The sequence below is a fragment of the Haladaptatus sp. R4 genome, assembly GCF_001625445.1.
GTDB lineage: Archaea > Halobacteriota > Halobacteria > Halobacteriales > Haladaptataceae > Haladaptatus.
The window spans coordinates 115,542-130,332 of the sequence record NZ_LWHG01000028.1 but is presented as its reverse complement, the minus strand read 5'-3'; the positions used below and the strand labels follow the sequence as shown (position 1 = coordinate 130,332).

Annotated in this window: 12 protein-coding genes and 2 pseudogenes; 4 read left to right on the top strand and 10 right to left on the bottom strand. The window is 62.8% G+C overall.

What is annotated here, in order from left to right; translation table 11 throughout:
• Positions 1 to 31: 31 nt before the first annotated feature.
• Positions 32 to 1,006, bottom strand: a complete 975-nt coding sequence (locus A4G99_RS15660) for an aldo/keto reductase (protein ID WP_066145618.1) — start codon at positions 1,004 to 1,006, stop codon at positions 32 to 34.
• A 259-nt stretch (positions 1,007 to 1,265) separates the two neighbouring features.
• Here A4G99_RS15660 and A4G99_RS29880 point away from each other — a divergent pair, with 259 nt between their 5' ends.
• A complete protein-coding gene (locus A4G99_RS29880; protein WP_190303780.1) occupies positions 1,266 to 1,724 on the top strand; it encodes a helix-turn-helix domain-containing protein in 459 nt (152 codons plus the stop codon).
• Between the two features lie 148 nt (positions 1,725 to 1,872).
• Here the strand turns inward: A4G99_RS29880 and A4G99_RS15650 are convergent, their stop codons facing one another.
• The 7 genes and pseudogenes from A4G99_RS15650 to A4G99_RS15620 all read right to left on the bottom strand — a co-directional run bounded on the left by A4G99_RS15650 (position 1,873) and on the right by A4G99_RS15620 (position 8,909).
• A complete protein-coding gene (locus A4G99_RS15650) occupies positions 1,873 to 2,766 on the bottom strand; it encodes a polysaccharide deacetylase family protein (protein ID WP_066145611.1) in 894 nt (297 codons plus the stop codon).
• Positions 2,750 to 3,811 (bottom strand): non-hydrolyzing UDP-N-acetylglucosamine 2-epimerase, encoded by a 1,062-nt coding sequence (wecB, locus tag A4G99_RS15645; protein ID WP_066145606.1) that lies wholly within the window; start codon positions 3,809 to 3,811, stop codon positions 2,750 to 2,752. The genes A4G99_RS15650 and wecB overlap by 17 nt, the downstream gene beginning before the upstream one ends.
• Positions 3,812 to 3,830: 19 nt before the next feature.
• Positions 3,831 to 4,931, bottom strand: a complete 1,101-nt coding sequence (locus tag A4G99_RS15640) for a glycosyltransferase family 2 protein (RefSeq protein WP_066145603.1) — start codon at positions 4,929 to 4,931, stop codon at positions 3,831 to 3,833.
• A pseudogene (locus tag A4G99_RS15635) lies at positions 4,932 to 6,286 on the bottom strand (nucleotide sugar dehydrogenase).
• A pseudogene (locus A4G99_RS15630) lies at positions 6,283 to 7,265 on the bottom strand (Gfo/Idh/MocA family oxidoreductase). The pseudogenes A4G99_RS15635 and A4G99_RS15630 overlap by 4 nt, the downstream one beginning before the upstream one ends.
• Positions 7,258 to 8,334, bottom strand: a complete 1,077-nt coding sequence (locus A4G99_RS15625) for a DegT/DnrJ/EryC1/StrS aminotransferase family protein (RefSeq protein WP_066145600.1) — start codon at positions 8,332 to 8,334, stop codon at positions 7,258 to 7,260. Before A4G99_RS15625 ends, A4G99_RS15630 begins: the two are co-directional and overlap by 8 nt.
• Positions 8,331 to 8,909, bottom strand: coding sequence for an acyltransferase (locus tag A4G99_RS15620; protein WP_066145598.1), 579 nt, complete (start codon positions 8,907 to 8,909; stop codon positions 8,331 to 8,333). The genes A4G99_RS15625 and A4G99_RS15620 overlap by 4 nt, the downstream gene beginning before the upstream one ends.
• Before the next feature lie 413 nt (positions 8,910 to 9,322).
• On the opposite strand from A4G99_RS15620, the gene A4G99_RS15615 reads away from it, so the two are divergent.
• The gene (locus tag A4G99_RS15615; RefSeq protein ID WP_066145596.1) at positions 9,323 to 9,874 is read left to right on the top strand and encodes a hypothetical protein; all 552 of its coding nucleotides are present in this window, start codon (positions 9,323 to 9,325) and stop codon (positions 9,872 to 9,874) included.
• Between the two features lie 40 nt (positions 9,875 to 9,914).
• On the opposite strand, the gene A4G99_RS15610 is transcribed toward A4G99_RS15615, so the two are convergent.
• Together A4G99_RS15610 and A4G99_RS15605 are read right to left on the bottom strand one after the other, a co-directional pair.
• The gene (locus A4G99_RS15610; RefSeq protein WP_066145593.1) at positions 9,915 to 10,124 is read right to left on the bottom strand and encodes a hypothetical protein; all 210 of its coding nucleotides are present in this window, start codon (positions 10,122 to 10,124) and stop codon (positions 9,915 to 9,917) included.
• Complete coding sequence (locus A4G99_RS15605) at positions 10,124 to 11,557, bottom strand: hypothetical protein (RefSeq protein WP_066145590.1); 1,434 nt, start codon at positions 11,555 to 11,557, stop codon at positions 10,124 to 10,126. The genes A4G99_RS15610 and A4G99_RS15605 overlap by 1 nt, the downstream gene beginning before the upstream one ends.
• Before the next feature lie 591 nt (positions 11,558 to 12,148).
• Here A4G99_RS15605 and A4G99_RS15600 point away from each other — a divergent pair.
• Together A4G99_RS15600 and A4G99_RS15595 are read left to right on the top strand one after the other, a co-directional pair.
• Positions 12,149 to 13,762: an alkaline phosphatase family protein gene (locus A4G99_RS15600; RefSeq protein ID WP_190303779.1), complete on the top strand. Its 1,614-nt coding sequence runs from the start codon at positions 12,149 to 12,151 to the stop codon at positions 13,760 to 13,762.
• The gene (locus tag A4G99_RS15595; protein WP_066145584.1) at positions 13,759 to 14,775 is read left to right on the top strand and encodes a GNAT family N-acetyltransferase; all 1,017 of its coding nucleotides are present in this window, start codon (positions 13,759 to 13,761) and stop codon (positions 14,773 to 14,775) included. Before A4G99_RS15600 ends, A4G99_RS15595 begins: the two co-directional genes overlap by 4 nt.
• Positions 14,776 to 14,791 lie beyond the last annotated feature (16 nt).

Genomic DNA, 14,791 nt, shown 5'->3' with positions numbered 1-14,791 from the left:
AAAGGGGTTCAGGTGGTGTCTACTCCGGCGTCTACTCGTGTCCTGCGACCTCGACCGGTTCGTAAGGTTCTTCGAGGTATTCGACGTCGCTGTCGGAGAGATCGAGTTCGACGGCTTCGACAGCGTCTTCGAGGTGTTCGACGCTCGTGGTGCCGTAGATCGGAGCCGTGACTCCTTCCTTCGAAAGCTGCCACGCGAGGCCGATCTGGGCCATCGAGACTCCCTTTTCGTCCGCGAGTTCCTGCACGCGCTCGTTGATCTCGCGGCTCGCTTCGGAGTCGTAGAGTGAACCCTCCCCGGGGGAAGGCCGCAATTGATCCTGCTCCTCGTGCGGACGGGCGACGTAGCCCCCGGCGAGGGGACTCCACGGAATGAGGCCCACCCCCTCCGTCCTCGCGAGCGGGTTCATTTCTCGTTCTTCCTCGCGATACACGAGGTTGTAATGGTTCTGCATCGTCACGAAGCGTTCGAGGTCCAGCGAGTCGCTGGTGTACAACGCTTTCGCGAACTGGTACGCCCACATCGAACTCGCGCCGATGTATCTAACCTTGCCGCGTCGCACCGCGTCGTCGAGTGCCCGCAGAGTCTGCTCGATTGGGGTCTGAGGGTCCCAACGATGGATCTGATAGAGGTCGAGGGTATCCATGCCCAATCTATCGAGTGAGTTCTCCAGCTCCTGTTCGACGGTCTTCCGCGAGAGACCGCCCGAGTTCGGGTCGTCCTCGCGCATCGGGAGGAAAACCTTCGAGGCTACGACCATCTCGTCGCGGTCGTACTCGGAGAGTGCACTGCCGAGGATCTCCTCGCTCTCTCCCGCCGAGTAGAAGTTCGCAGTGTCGAAGAAGTTGATTCCGAGGTCGATGGCGCGGTCGATGACGTCGGTGGCCTGCTCCTCCCCCACTGTCCAATCGAACATCTCGCCTCCGCCCAAGCCGCCGAAGCCCATGCAGCCGAGACAGATCTTGCTCACGGTCGTTCCGGTGTCGCCGAGTGTTGTATACTCCACACGATTACATCGCGTACAACACGGGTGAGATTTGCCCCTACATGTAGGGTTCTCTCGGCATCGTTAAATCGAACCCGCCGTTAGAACGCCCGTGCCACGAATTCAGATCGAAGTCCACCCTCCGACTCAATGGCTCATCGATTTCTCGGAAACACGCCCGGATGACGAATTTCGAGTGCTAGCGTCGTACCCGGACGGAGAGGCAAGCGTATGGATTATAGAAGTAAAAACGCAGGATCAGGAGCGGACCGTGAAAGAAATGAGGGGGATCGAACAGTTACGTTCGTTTCGGGAGATCGGCACCGATGAGGAGGTTCTCCTGGTCGAATGCCGGGGTCCGGAGTCGGAAGTCGCGCGGCTCATGTCCGCTTCGGGAATCGCGCCACAGTATCCCACCGTGCTACGCGACGGGAGGGTTATCGCTACCCTGACCGTATCACAAGAACGTGTCTCGACGCTCACGAGCATGTTCGACTCGACGGGAATCGAGTACGTCGTTCGCTCCCTCGTCCAAACTCCAACTTCGGACGATCTTCTCACGTCTCGTCAGAGTCAGTTTATCGAGAAGGCGATGACCCACGGCTACTATGAGACGCCTCGAAACTGTTCTTTGACGGATCTCGCGTCGATAATGGACGTGCATAAGACCACTGCGAGTGAAACGCTTCACCGAGCGGAAAGCAGGATAATTGCTGAATTTGTTGCAACTCGGTCGTAAGATTCGAAAACGGAGTGAAGCGCGTTTTGACTTCTCGGTCGTCCCGTGGAAATCCGATGCGTTCACGAACCCGGTGAACGCCGTCGACGAACGTGTACGTTTGCGGGATTGAGAGGCTTCGAGGCGTACGAAAATCGCCGGGAACGCGTTATTTGCTGTGCATGCTCGCGCGACTCGTCGAGGTCCGCGAGACGGTTCCGATCCGATCAGCGAGGTCGCCCGGGGGGCCGACCCACGCACCGCGGTCGAGGGCCGACTCGATGAGGCGGCGGTAGAGGCGGCGGTGGCCGGGGAACTCGTCGGAGAACAGGCGGGGGTGCCAGAGGACGGTCATCACGGCGTCGTTCTCGGCGGCTTCGGCCAGCAGTTCCTCGCAGGCCGCCCACGCCGCCTCGAAATCGTCTCCGGGGTCAGGGATGGCGATGTCCATCATGGTGAGCGGGAAGACGACGAAGTCGTCGTCGAACGGACGCTGCACGCCGTAGCCGTGCTGGAAGCCGTACGTCGAACTCGACCCGAGGGACGCATCGTACTCCAGTCCGATGTCGCGGTGGTGTTTCCAGGTGAAATCGCCCCGGTTCAGATGGTGTTGGCGACCGCCGCGGACCCGGTGACCGAGGGCGGCCTCCAGCGCGGTCTTCTGCTCGCGGAGGGCATCCGGATCGTCGTAGGAATCGTAGGAGCCGTGGAGTCCGACCTCCCACCCTCCGTCGTCCAACTCGTGGAGCACGTCCAGGATGGCCGTGTCGAACAGGTCGTAGCGACCGAGGTGTTCGATCCAGTAGCGCGGCGTGAACCACTCGTTCGGCGGCTTCTGGAAGACCGATTCCTCCTGCAGGAAGTAGAACGCCGAGCGAACGCCCAAGGAATCCTCCAGTTCCATGATCTCCTCGAACTGCCACCACGGATTGACGCCGGGGGCGAGCGCCGAGAGATGGCCCAAGTTTCGGTCCTTGAGCGCGTAGTACGGGGCTTGCAGTCGTTTGTAGGGTCTATCCACGTCGTGGGTCAAACACAGTTCGAATTCATAGCCGGGTAACATCGGAAAGCACCTCCACGATCCGCTCGGCCGCGGTCCCATCGCCGTACGGCGTGGGCTTCTCGTTCGGCATCGTCACGTCCGACAGGGCGCTTCGAATCGCCCCGCCGTCCGCGCCGACCAACCGGTTCCAGCCGCTTTCGACGGTCTCGACCCACTCGGTCTCCTCGCGGAGCGTGACACAGGGCGTGTCGAGGAAGAACGCCTCCTTCTGGACGCCGCCCGAATCGGTGGCGACGACCGCCGCGGCGTCGAGCAGGGCGACGAACTGCCGGTATCCGACCGGTTCGGTCAGTATCAACCCGCGTTCGGCCCGGCCGTAGAGGCCGAACTCTTCGAGTCGGGCCACCGTCCGCGGATGGGCGGGGAGGACGACCGGACGCGGGTCCTCGACCAACGCGTCCACGATCTTCTCCAGTTTTTCGGGGTCGTCCGCGTTCGTATCCCGGTGGACCGTGGCGAGGACGAACTCCCCGGACCCCACGCCGAGGTCCGAGAGAACGCTCGTGTCCGCCCGGTCGCGCGCCCAGAGCAGGGCGTCGTAGCCCACGTCGCCGGAGTTGTGGACCCCCTCCGTGATCCCCTCGCGTGCGAGGTTGGCCGCGGCGTCGGTGGACGGGACGAACAACAGGTCGGCGGCGTGATCGGTCAGGATGCGGTTCGTCTCCTCGGGAATCTCGCTCCCGCTGCGCATTCCGGCCTCGACGTGCGCCAACGGCGGGTCCATCTTCGACGTGACGATGGCCGCCGCGAGCGTCGAGTTGGTGTCGCCGTAGACGAGCACCGCGTCCGGTTCCTCGGCCTCGATTTCGGCCTCCAAGCCGGAGAGCATCGCACCGGTCTGCCGACCGTGGGTGTCCGAACCGACGCCGAGGTTGGTGTCCGGATACGGGATGGACAGTTCCTCGAAGAACACGTCCGACATTCCTTCGTCGTAGTGCTGGCCGGTGTGGACGAGCACCTCCTCGTGATCCTGTCTGAGAACCCGGGAGACTGCGGCGGCTTTCACGAACTGCGGCCGTGCGCCGACGACGGTCAGTACCTTCATCTATCGTATTCCTCCGATTTCATTCGTTGCGTACCTCCAGTTCCGCGGTTTCCTCCCGGTCGAACGCCATCGCCAGCACGAAACAGATGCCGCCGAGGAGCATCGCCGTGAGTCCGTCCGACGACCCCCGCTTGCGCCGAGCCAACGAGAGCAACCCGGCGGCGGTTCCCAGTGCTCCGAGTCCGTACAGGAACGCGAGCGGGTGGAAGTCCCGGACGAGATATTTCGTCTTGATCCGCCACAGGAAACTCCACAGCAGCAGCGCGGAGAGCTTCGGGATGAACGTCGAGTACCGGATCGTGCTCTGTTCGTCGCCGTACACCGCGGGCATGGTCACGTCGGCGACGCGCATGTCGTGGACGTTCAGCCGAACGAGAAGGGCGTTCGCGAAGCCGTAATCGTCGTACACGTCCTCGATTGCGAGCTTCGACAGCGCCCTGCTCGAAATCGCCGTATAGCCGTTTTGCGGGTCCACCATCCCCCAGTAGCCGCTTGCGACCTTCGTGAGGAACGTCAACAGCCAGTTGCCGAAACTCCGCCACGCCGACATTCCCTCGCGGAATCCCGGCGTCGAGAGGCGGTTTCCCTTCGTGTAGTCGGCCCGGCCGTCCACGATGGGTTGGATGATTCGAGCCAACATCTCGGGACGCATCTGGCCGTCACCGGCCATCACCGCCGTCACGTCGATGTTCTCCTCGTGCGCACGACAGTAGCCGGTTTTGATGGCCGCGCCGACGCCCCGATTTTCGGAGTGACGGATCGGCACGATACGCCGGTCGAAGTTCGCCCGAGCGTCGTTCATCCTGCCACCGTCGTTCATCCTGCCACCGCCGCTCATCGCTCCGCCGTCGCCCGTTCGACCGCCGTCGTCCATCGCTCCGCCGTCGCCCGTTCGACCGCCGTCGTCCATCGCTCCGCCGTCGCCCATCGTCGTACCGTCCGCGACCGCTTCGGCGCGTTCGGCGTGCGACTGAATCTCGGCCCACGTTCCGTCGGTCGAGCAGTCGTCGATGACGTACACCCGGTCGGCGAACTCGGGGACAGTGTCGATGACGCCGCCGACGAGTCCTTCCTCGTTGTACGCCGGGACCACGACCGCGACGGATTTGCCCTCGTACATTCAGTCACCTCCGATGGTGTAGACGCGGTGGTCGACCGGGACAGGTCCAGACAGTTCCGGCCGTCGACGACGACCATCGGATCGAACCCGTCCCAGTCGATGTCCGCGAAATCGTCGTGGTTCGTGACCATCACTGCCGCATCGAAGTCGTACTCTCCAACGGTTTCGAGCGGGAGTTTCGTCGCCTCGAATCCGTCCGCGGTCGGGAGCACCGGGTCCACCGCGAACACGTCCGCACCGCGCTCGGTCAGGTCGGCACAGATGGGACGCGCCGGGGCGGCCCGCGTCTCCTCGACGCCGGGTCGGTAGGTTAGACCGAGGACGAGCACCCGCGAGTCCGCGAGCGATTTGCCCACTTCTTCCAACAGTTCCCCGACCTTTCCGACCGTGAACGCGGGCATCGAGTCGTTCACCTCGCGTGCGGTACTCAACAGCGGGAAGTCCATCTCGAACTGCCGGATGAGGAAGTACGGGTAGTACGGGATACAGTGCCCGCCGACGCCCGGTCCCGGCCGGTGAATGTCACAGAACGGCTGGGTGTTCGCCGTCTCGATGGCCCGGTTGACGCTGATATCCGCCGCGTCGGCTATCGTGGCGAGTTCGTTCGCCAGCGCGATGTTGACGTCGCGGTAGACGCCCTCGAACACCTTCACGGCTTCAGCGGTCGTCGCGCTCGGCACCGCGATGACCTCGTTGCTGGTCAGTTCGCCATAGACGAGTTCCGCGACGCGCGTGCTCTCATCATCAACGCCGCCGACGACTTTGGGGTAGGCTCCCCGAATGTCTTCCAACGCGCGACCGCTGGAGGTTCGCTCCGGGCAGACCGCGACCCCGAACTCCTCACGCGTGAGGTCGCTCTCGCGTTCCAACATCGGGAGCAAGACGTCGCGGGTCGTCCGCGGCGGGACGGTGCACTCGACCACGACGAGGTCGCCGGGAGCGAGTCCCTCGGCGACGCTCTCCATCACCGACTGGAGGATGGCGAGGTCGGGTTCGTCGTCGTCGGTTATCGGCGTCGGAACGATGACGACGTGAATCGCGGCGTCCCGCGCCGCCTCCGTCGGCGATTCGACTGCCCGGAGGGAACCCGACTCGACCGTTTCCGAGACGAGTTCCGCGAGGCCGGGTTCGCGCTGGACGTGACACTCGCCGCGGTTGATTCCTTCGACCACGTCCGGATCGATGTCCGCTCCGACGACGTTACTGCAAGTCTCGGCGTACACCGCCGCGAGCGGGAGGCCCATCTTTCCGAGGCCGTACACCGCCACGGGAATCTCGCCGGACAGGAACGCTTCCCGCTGCTCGTCCGTGGATGCGTCGTTCGCGTAGAGCCTTTCGGGTCGCCGCAGGCTCACCCGAGATGCACCTCCTGTTCCTGCTCCTTCGGTCCGGACGCCAATCCGTCGATCTTTCGAGCGACTTCGAGCACGCGAAGTCCGTCCTCGCCGGTGACGACCGGCGTCGAACCGGTCGTCGCGCTCCGGACGAACGACCGGAGTTCGTTCTTCAGCGGTTCGCCGTTCTCCACGGTCGGGCGCTCGATGATGCTCTCGTGCCGGTAGCGCAGGTCGCCGTTGTCCTCGATGTACTCCGGCAGCGAGTGGCGGTGAATCTCGACCGACTGGTTCGTGTAATCGACGTTCACCCGACAGTCGGCCGCCGTGATCGACAGCTTCCGGACCTTCTCCTGTGTCACCCGACTCGCCGTGAGTCCGGCGACGATTCCGCCGTCGAACTGGATGCTCGCACTCGCATAGCGGTTATCCCGCGTCCGGCCGCCGCAATCGAGTTGATATCGTCGTCCACGATGGAGAGCAGTACGTCGATGTCGTGAATCATCAAATCCATCACGGCGCTCACGTCCACCGCTCGCCCCTCCGGTGGCGGGCCGAGTCGCTGTGCATCGATGGCGATGATATCGAGTTCCGAGACGATCTCAGAGAGCGTCCGGATCGCCGGATTGAACCGTTCGATGTGGCCGACTTGAATCACCACGTCCGCGCTCTTCGCGCGGGAGATCAGATCCACCCCTTCGTCTGGATCGCCGACGAACGGCTTTTCGACGAGGACGTGAACCCCCGCATCGATACACTTCTTCGCCATCTCGTAGTGGTACGGCGTCGGAACGGCGATGGAAGCGACGTCCGCGATTTGGAGGGCGGTTTCCATATCGACGGCCTGTGTGCCGTGATTTCTGGCGACTTCGGCCGCGTTCGCTTCGTCCACGTCGTGAATCCCGACGAGATTCACTTCGGGTAGTTCGCTGTAGACGCGGGCGTGATGGCGACCCATGCTTCCGACGCCGATGACGACCGCGTTCGTTGGTTCACTCATAATCTATGATAGCGGTTGCAATCGTTCGCACGTCTTCGCCCGTCAGTCCGGGATGGACGGGAAGCGAGAGGACTTCGTCCGCCATCCGTTCCGAAACCGGGGCGTCGTGTTCGACGTGCTGGTATGCTGGTTGTTCGTGAATCGGCGTCGGGTAGTAGACGCCCGTCCCGATGCCGTGCGATTCGAGGTGGTTTTGCAACCCATCTCTGTCCTCCGTGCGAATCGTGTACTGGTGATAGACGTGGCGACAGTCGTCGGGTTCGACGGGCGGTTTGACGGTCGCGTCACGGAGGCGGTCGGTGAGATAGGCCGCGTTGGCCCGCCGCGCCTCGTTGTACTTCGGAAGCCGCGACAACTGCACCCGACCGATGGCCGCGGCCATGCTCGTCATCCGGAAGTTGTGACCGAGACGAACGTGGTCGTAGCCGCCGTCCGCGGTGCGACCGTGGTTGACGAAACTCGCCGCGCGTTCGGCCACGTCGCGGCGGTCGCTCGTCACCATTCCCCCCTCCCCCGTCGTCATGTTCTTCGTCGGGTAGAAGGAGAAACAGGCCGCGTCGCCGAACGATCCGACCGGTCTGCCGTCGTACTCGGCACCGTGTGCCTGTGCGGCGTCCTCGATCAGTGCAATGTCGTGCGTTTCGGCGATGTCCTGCAGATGGTTCATCTCCGCCGCCAGTCCGTAGAGGTGCACCGCGAGAATCGCGTCAGCCTCGTGTTTTCGGACCGCCTGCTCGGTCGCGTACGGATCGAGCGTGTACGTGTCCGAGTCGATGTCGGCGAAGACGGGTTCCGCCCCGGCGAGCCGAATCGCGTTCGCGCTGGCGACGAACGAGAACGGCGAGGTGACCACGCGGTCACCCGGGCCGATATCGAGGGCCTCGAACGCGGCGTGGAGGGCCGTCGTTCCGTTGCTCGTCGCGACGCCGAACTCCGTCCCGCAGAAGGCGGCGAACTCGTCCTCGAACCGGCGTACTTCCGGCCCGTCGGCGAGTTGCCCCTCCTCGATACAGGCGACGGTCGCCTCGATTTCCTCGCGCCCCAGTTCGGGGTTCGCGATGGGAATCATATGTCGTTCCCTCCCGAGAGCGATTCCGGAAGCGGACGTATCTCGGCGGGCGTACCGACGGCGAGCGTTTCGGGTGGCACGTCGTCAGTCACGACGGCACCGGCGGCGACGAAGGCCCCCTCGCCGACGGTGATGCCGGGGAGGAGGGTTACGTTCGCGCCGATGGAAACGTCGTCTTCGAGCGTCGGCCCTTCGAGGTCCGTCGATTGGCGGATGGGATACGGGTCGTTCGTGAACGTCGCGGCCGGTCCGACGAACACTCGGTTCCCGACCGTGGTGTTGGTCGGGACGTAAACGTTCGTCTGCATGCTCACGTGCGAGCCGATGGTCGTTTGCCCGTCGATAACCGTGTTCGTGCCGACGATAACGTCGTCGCCGATGGTCGTCTTCTCCCGCACGAGGGCACCGTGGCCGGTCGTGAAATCGCTCCCGATGGTTACGTCGTCGTAGATAACCGTTCCGGACCGGATGGTCGCACCGTCACCGATAGTTGGTGGTGTCGAATCCGCCGTGTAGGCGTATCCAACCGTCGCATCCGGGTGAATGGTCCGGTCTCGACTCTGTGGTTCGGTCACGGCCGACCACCCCAGCGGGGACACGAATCACAGGGCGTGTCAGTGGATGGTAGTGAGTTCATAGCTTGGGTCATGAATCGCCCGATTCCGCCGTGCGTGCGACGGACTGGGCGTTATTCCCCATGCCCTACCTGTCCTCTTTGTTATACGCTCCTTGGCGGCGGGTAGCTCCGGACTAGCCCCGCTACGAGCCGTTTACCCGCCGAAATCGGCGTTACCCGACCGGGAACGAGGAATACGGCCGAATGGACGGGGTGTATGGCGACGTTACCCGAGAACAGCACCGTGGTAACAAAGTGGGGAAGCGGTGATTGCCGGTGTATGCGGTGGTGGAAGCCGTGACCACAGGCTGGTCGCGTACGCAAACGGAGGTGTATTGGTTTCGATGAGCGAGCGGCCTCTCTCCCCATACGATGGCTAGTTCCGGACTCTCACAGGACCAGGTGTTCGAGGTTCTCAAGAGTCCACGACGACGCTATGCGCTCTACTACCTGCGACGTGAGGGTGGAATCGTCGAGCTGTCCGACCTGACCGATCAAGTCGCAGTGTGGGAGAACGACACCACGCTCTCGGGGTTGACGAGCGAGCAGCGCAAGCGCGTCTACATCTCGCTCTATCAGACCCATCTTCCCAAACTCGACGACGCCGGAATCGTGGAGTACGACAGGGACGAGGGCGAGATTTCCCTCTCGCGACGCGCACGTGAACTCGATACGTACCTCGGCGACGTCTCTCGACCCGAGATTCCGTGGGACAGATACTACCTCGCGCTCTCGCTCGGGAGCATCCTGCTCGTGCTCGGCGTCTGGTTCGAAATATACCCGTTCACGCTGATTTCCGGCATCGCCACTGCCGTCATCATTCTCGTCGCGTACGGGGTTTCGGCCATCGCCCAGTATCTCTACTATCGGCGGCGAACCGTGCAGGGATTGCCGCCCGAACTGCGGCGGGCCGAAGGGCAGTAGGTGGAAGAAGAACGGCCCTCGAAGGGGTCCGATGGAGGAGCTACTGCTTCTTTTCGACGTTACAAACGGCGTCCGCGTCAGCGAGGATGAACGCATCGTCGCGGAGCATGTCCTTGTCCTTCGGAAGGAACATGAGTCGGCCGCGCCCGTCTCGGCGGGCGCGGATAACGTCCCACTCGTCGATTTCGTAGCCGAGGTCCCCTTCGAGGTCGGGGTTGGCGGGAAGTCGCTCCCAGCGGGACCGGCTCATTATTTCCCCGCTCCGATCGAGATGCGCGCCTTGCCGTCGACCTGGAGCCGTTTCAAGTCGCCCGAGAATCGATAGCCGTCCTTACCGTTGAAGACCTTCCCCGTGACGCGGGTGCCTTCGACGGTGTCCATCTTGTTGATCGAACCGAGGGCGTCGGATTTGGCGACCGACCCGCCGACGTCGAAGGAGTAGCTGCTCGACCCGGCGGTTTTGTGGCCGTCGATGACGATTGTTTTCGGCAGACCGAGTTTGCCCGCCGTGACCTGCTCGCCGTTGAGGGACACCGTCGCCTTGCCGTCGAGACTGAAGCTCACGAGCGGGCCCGAGAACTCGTAGCTGTCGGTGCCGCCTGCGACGGAGCCGGTTGCGGTACCGTTGTTGAGCGTGTCGTCGTCGTCCTTCGAGGCTCCGTGATCGGTCGATTTTCGGATCTTTCCGGCGACCTCGAACTCGTAGGACGCGGCCTTCGAGGACGAGTTGCTCGAAATGCTGATGACGTTCGGCAGTCCCTTCGCTTTCGACTGCTTTTTCTTCGCCGCTCGCTTGCGATTTCCGTGACTCTTGGCCGCACCGCTCGCCGCCTGCTCCGCGGTCATCGGGACGCCTTTCGGTGGCGTCAGGTCCGCGTTGTCGCCGGTTCGGGTGTTTTCCGTTTGCACGTTACCGCCGTGTGCGGTCACCAATCCACCCTGGATGTCGGAGTTGATGACTTTCGTCGTACCGTACCAGGACCAGACACCGCGGTTGTTGACCGTACCGGGTGCCGAACAGTTCTCGCCACACGGGGGCGTACTTTCATCGACCTTCACCACGGTGTTCTTGACGTACGGGGTTCGGGGGCCCTTCGCGTTCAGGCGGATGTTGGAGATGTTGTTCGAGTGGAAGTACGAATCCTCGACGTTCGTGATCCCGTTCGCGCCTTTACTACCCGGACCGGAGGCGTACAGGCCGTTGTTGACCGTGTTCGCGATGTGAGTCCGGCGGAAGGTGATGGTACCGCGGTGAGGGAGGTTGGCGTTGACCCAGACCCCGCCGCCGTGTTTTCTTGCCTTGGTACCGTCGCCCATGTAGACGTTTTCGATGAGACCGTGACCGTCCGGCGATTCGACGCCGGGCATGATCATGAAGCTCTCACCGCTGTGCTGTCCTTTGATACCGACGTTTCGAATCGTCCATCCGTTTCCGCTGGTCGTGATCGCCACCCCAGCACCGGATGCGGTGATGTCGATGAGGACGTTCTCGAACGTCACTCCGTCCCCAACGTGGATCGATTTCTGTTGGCCAGCAGGGACGGTGATGGTTCGATAGTCTTCTGCGTTCGCTACCCCGGCCGTAGCGAAGGCTGCTGCCGTCGCTCCGGCGAATTTCAGATACGAACGTCGGTTTAACAGACCGCTGTCTGTCGAATCGCGTGCCGTTTCGTCGCGTGCCATGGTTTCAATGCCGCATTACCAATTTAAGTAGATTACGATCCCGTCTCAATGCAATCCTCATTATTTAAGACGATCTAATGACAGGCATCCGAGGGGAGAAAGATGTCATTTCCGATGGAAACGCCACATTACCACCGAGTCGTCGTCCATTTGGCCCTGAGAATGACTTCGATTACGTTTCGTCGCGAAGTGAGCATCCGTGACATCGGTCAAGATGTAACCGTCGATGCTACACCTGCCCTTTCAGGAAGGATATCGCTCGCCTGTCGTCGTGTCGCGTGCCATTGCAGATTCAATGTTTTTCTCCTATTTTATGTATGTATCGGTTTGGGGCCACTGTGCCGTTTGAAATATTTGATGGTCGATTGCGTCGAGAGAACGGCTGGGCCGCCGATGGGACGCGTATCGCGTCCAGGGACTCCCGCTAAAATGCCGGATCGAGAGTAATCGCCGTCGAACTGGAGAAAGGTGGTATTGAGTCACACGCTCCCCGACTGACGACGTTTGACGGAGATTCGGCCAGTACGACCCCTCTAAACGGCTGGAAACTGACGCATAACAAAGGACGAACGAGGGGTTCGCGAAAACAGCATGGACTGTCAGATGCAGACCCTCCTCGTCGGAATCGACGCGGGGTGTCGGAGCGTCCTCGAACCGCTGTTCGAGAAGGGGGCGCTCCCGAACCTCGCCTCGATCTTCGATGAGGGGTCGACCGGGCCACTGGAATCGCAACTACCGCCCTGGACCCCCAGCGCGTGGCCCTCGTTGTACACCGGCGTTAATCCCGGAAAGCACGGCGTGTTCGGCTTTCTCCACTTCGACGGCTACGATTGGGACGTGGTGAACGCCAGCCGTGTCCGCGAGTACACGCTCTGGGAACTACTGGACCAACACGACTTGTCGAGCGTCGTCGTCAACGCACCCGTCACACACCCGCCGCGCGAAATCGACGGCGCGATACTGCCGGGGTACACCGCACCGGAAAACCCGACGTGTCACCCCGAAGGACTCCTCGACGAAGTTCGGGACGAGATCGGCGGCTACCGGGTGTATCCGCCGCGGAACCTCCCGGAGGAGCAATCCGTCGAATGGTATCGTCGCCTCGCACGCATGCGCGGTGACGCATTTAGATATCTCGTAGGTCGCTTCGACCCCGACTTCGGCTTCGTCCAGTTCCAGAGCACGGACACGCTCTTTCACGAACACCCGGGCGACGAGGCAGTCGCCAGAGCAGTGTACGAAGCGGTGGACGAGCAGGTCGGGAAAATCCTCGATACGTGTGACCCGGACACCGTCGTCGTCGCCAGCGACCACGGCATCGGCGAGTACAACGGCTACGAGTTCCGCGTCAACGATTTCCTGCACGAAGAGGGCTACGTCGAAACCGCCCGCGGCGGCGAAGGCATGCCCTCGTGGTCAACCATCGCGGGCAACCAGTTACAGCAGGGCGAGGAGAGTTCCTCCCACGAGCAGGGGATGGCCGAACGGGGACTCGCGCTCGCCGCGCGGGTCGGCATCACGAGCCAACGGATCGGAACCGTACTCGAACGCGTCGGGTTGGACACCGTCGTCGCGGAACACGTCCCCGAGCAGTTCATCCGCGCGGCAACGGAACAGGTCGATTTCCCCAACTCCGTCGCGTACATGCGCGACAGGATCGAGTGCGGCGTTCGACTCAACGTCGAGGGACGCGACCCGAGCGGCGTCGTTTCTCCCGACGAGTACGAAGGGGTTCGCGCGGAGATAATCGAGAAACTGCGCGACGTCAGGACGCCGGACGGCGACCTCGTGTTCGAGACGGTCGCCCCGCGCGAGGAGTACTTCACCGGGCCGTACAGCGCGGACGCCGTGGACATCGTCTGTGTCCCCGCGGAGTTCGATCAGTTCCTCTCGGCCCAACTCAGGGGCCAGCAGTTCGGCAAACCGAGCGAGCCGTGGAACCACAAGCGAGACGGCATCTTCGCCGCGGCGGGTGACGGCATCGACCCGGACGCGAACTGTGCCGGTGCCCATCTCTTCGACGTGGCACCGACGATTCTGGCGACGTTCGGACTCCCGGCGAGCGACCGGATGGACGGCCGGGTTCTCCCGGTCGTCGAATCGGTCGGCCAGCAGAGCTACCCCGCGTTCGAAGCGGGCGAGACGGTCGAAACGGACGACGAGCGCGTGGAAACGCGACTTGCGGACCTCGGATATCTCGAATGAGTATTACCATCGAAAAAGACGGCATCAGGATAGAGCGGACGAACGATCTGGATCGCTGGAACGACCTCGTCGAACGGTCGCCACAGGGGTCGGTCTTCCACCGACTGGAGTCGCTGGAAGTGCAGGCCGAACACACCGGTTCGGAGTTCCATCCCCTCATGGGGTACAAGGGACAGGAACCCGTGGGACTGTTCCCCGTCTTCACGATATCGAAGGGCGGGATGACGACTGTGTTTTCGCCGCCGCCGGGCATCTGGCTCCCCAGCCTCGGCCCGGCCCTGCTGAACATGGGGAAGCTGAAGCGGCGGAAAGCCGAACGCCGACACCGCCGGTTCATCGACGGCTGTCTCAAGTGGCTCGACCACGAGTTCGCGCCGAAGTACGTCCACGTCCGCACGGGTGCGGGCTACACGGACGTCCGCCCGTTCGAGTGGAACGAGTTCGAAATCCAGCCGCGACACACCTACGAGGTCGATCTCACGCCCGGCGAGGACGACGTGCTGGCCAGTTTCAGCGGCGACGCCCGGAGCAACACCCGAACCGACGAGAATCGCTACGAGATCGACGTTCGCGGCCCGGAAGCGATCCGCCGGATAATCGGGCAGGTGAAAGCCCGGCACGACGAACAGGACGAACCCTACAGCCTCTCCCCGGAGTTCGTCGTGGACCTCCACCGACGGCTGCCGGAGGGCGCGGTTCGCCCGTACGTCTGTGACGTTGACGGAGAGTTCGCGGGCGGGATGATCGCCCTCGCCGACGACGAGCGCGTGTACCGCTGGCAGGGCGGCGCGAAGCACAACCACGACGTTCCCATCAACGACCTCGTTGACTGGGCCATCATGCGCGACGCGATGGACGAGGGAATCGAACGCTACGACCTCGTCGGCGCGAACGAGCGCAGACTCTGTGGCTACAAGGCGAAATTCAACCCCGAACTCGTCCGCTATCACAGCATGGAGCGCGGCACGCGGATGATGAACCTGCTGTCCGACGTGTACAAGCGGTTCCGGTAAGAAACACGACAAGACT

Excerpts from the sequence above, each read along its gene's own strand:
- wecB (WP_066145606.1), bottom strand. The coding sequence starts at position 3,811 with ATGAAGGTACTGACCGTCGTCGGCGCACGGCCGCAGTTCGTGAAAGCC.
- A4G99_RS29880 (WP_190303780.1), top strand. The coding sequence starts at position 1,266 with ATGAGGGGGATCGAACAGTTACGTTCGTTTCGGGAGATCGGCACCGAT.
- A4G99_RS15640 (WP_066145603.1), bottom strand. The coding sequence starts at position 4,931 with ATGTACGAGGGCAAATCCGTCGCGGTCGTGGTCCCGGCGTACAACGAG.
- A4G99_RS15600 (WP_190303779.1), top strand. The coding sequence starts at position 12,149 with ATGGACTGTCAGATGCAGACCCTCCTCGTCGGAATCGACGCGGGGTGT.
- A4G99_RS15650 (WP_066145611.1), bottom strand. The coding sequence starts at position 2,766 with ATGTTACCCGGCTATGAATTCGAACTGTGTTTGACCCACGACGTGGAT.
- A4G99_RS15605 (WP_066145590.1), bottom strand. The coding sequence starts at position 11,557 with ATGGCACGCGACGAAACGGCACGCGATTCGACAGACAGCGGTCTGTTA.
- A4G99_RS15610 (WP_066145593.1), bottom strand. The coding sequence starts at position 10,124 with ATGAGCCGGTCCCGCTGGGAGCGACTTCCCGCCAACCCCGACCTCGAA.
- A4G99_RS15625 (WP_066145600.1), bottom strand. The coding sequence starts at position 8,334 with ATGATTCCCATCGCGAACCCCGAACTGGGGCGCGAGGAAATCGAGGCG.
- A4G99_RS15615 (WP_066145596.1), top strand. The coding sequence starts at position 9,323 with ATGGCTAGTTCCGGACTCTCACAGGACCAGGTGTTCGAGGTTCTCAAG.
- A4G99_RS15595 (WP_066145584.1), top strand. The coding sequence starts at position 13,759 with ATGAGTATTACCATCGAAAAAGACGGCATCAGGATAGAGCGGACGAAC.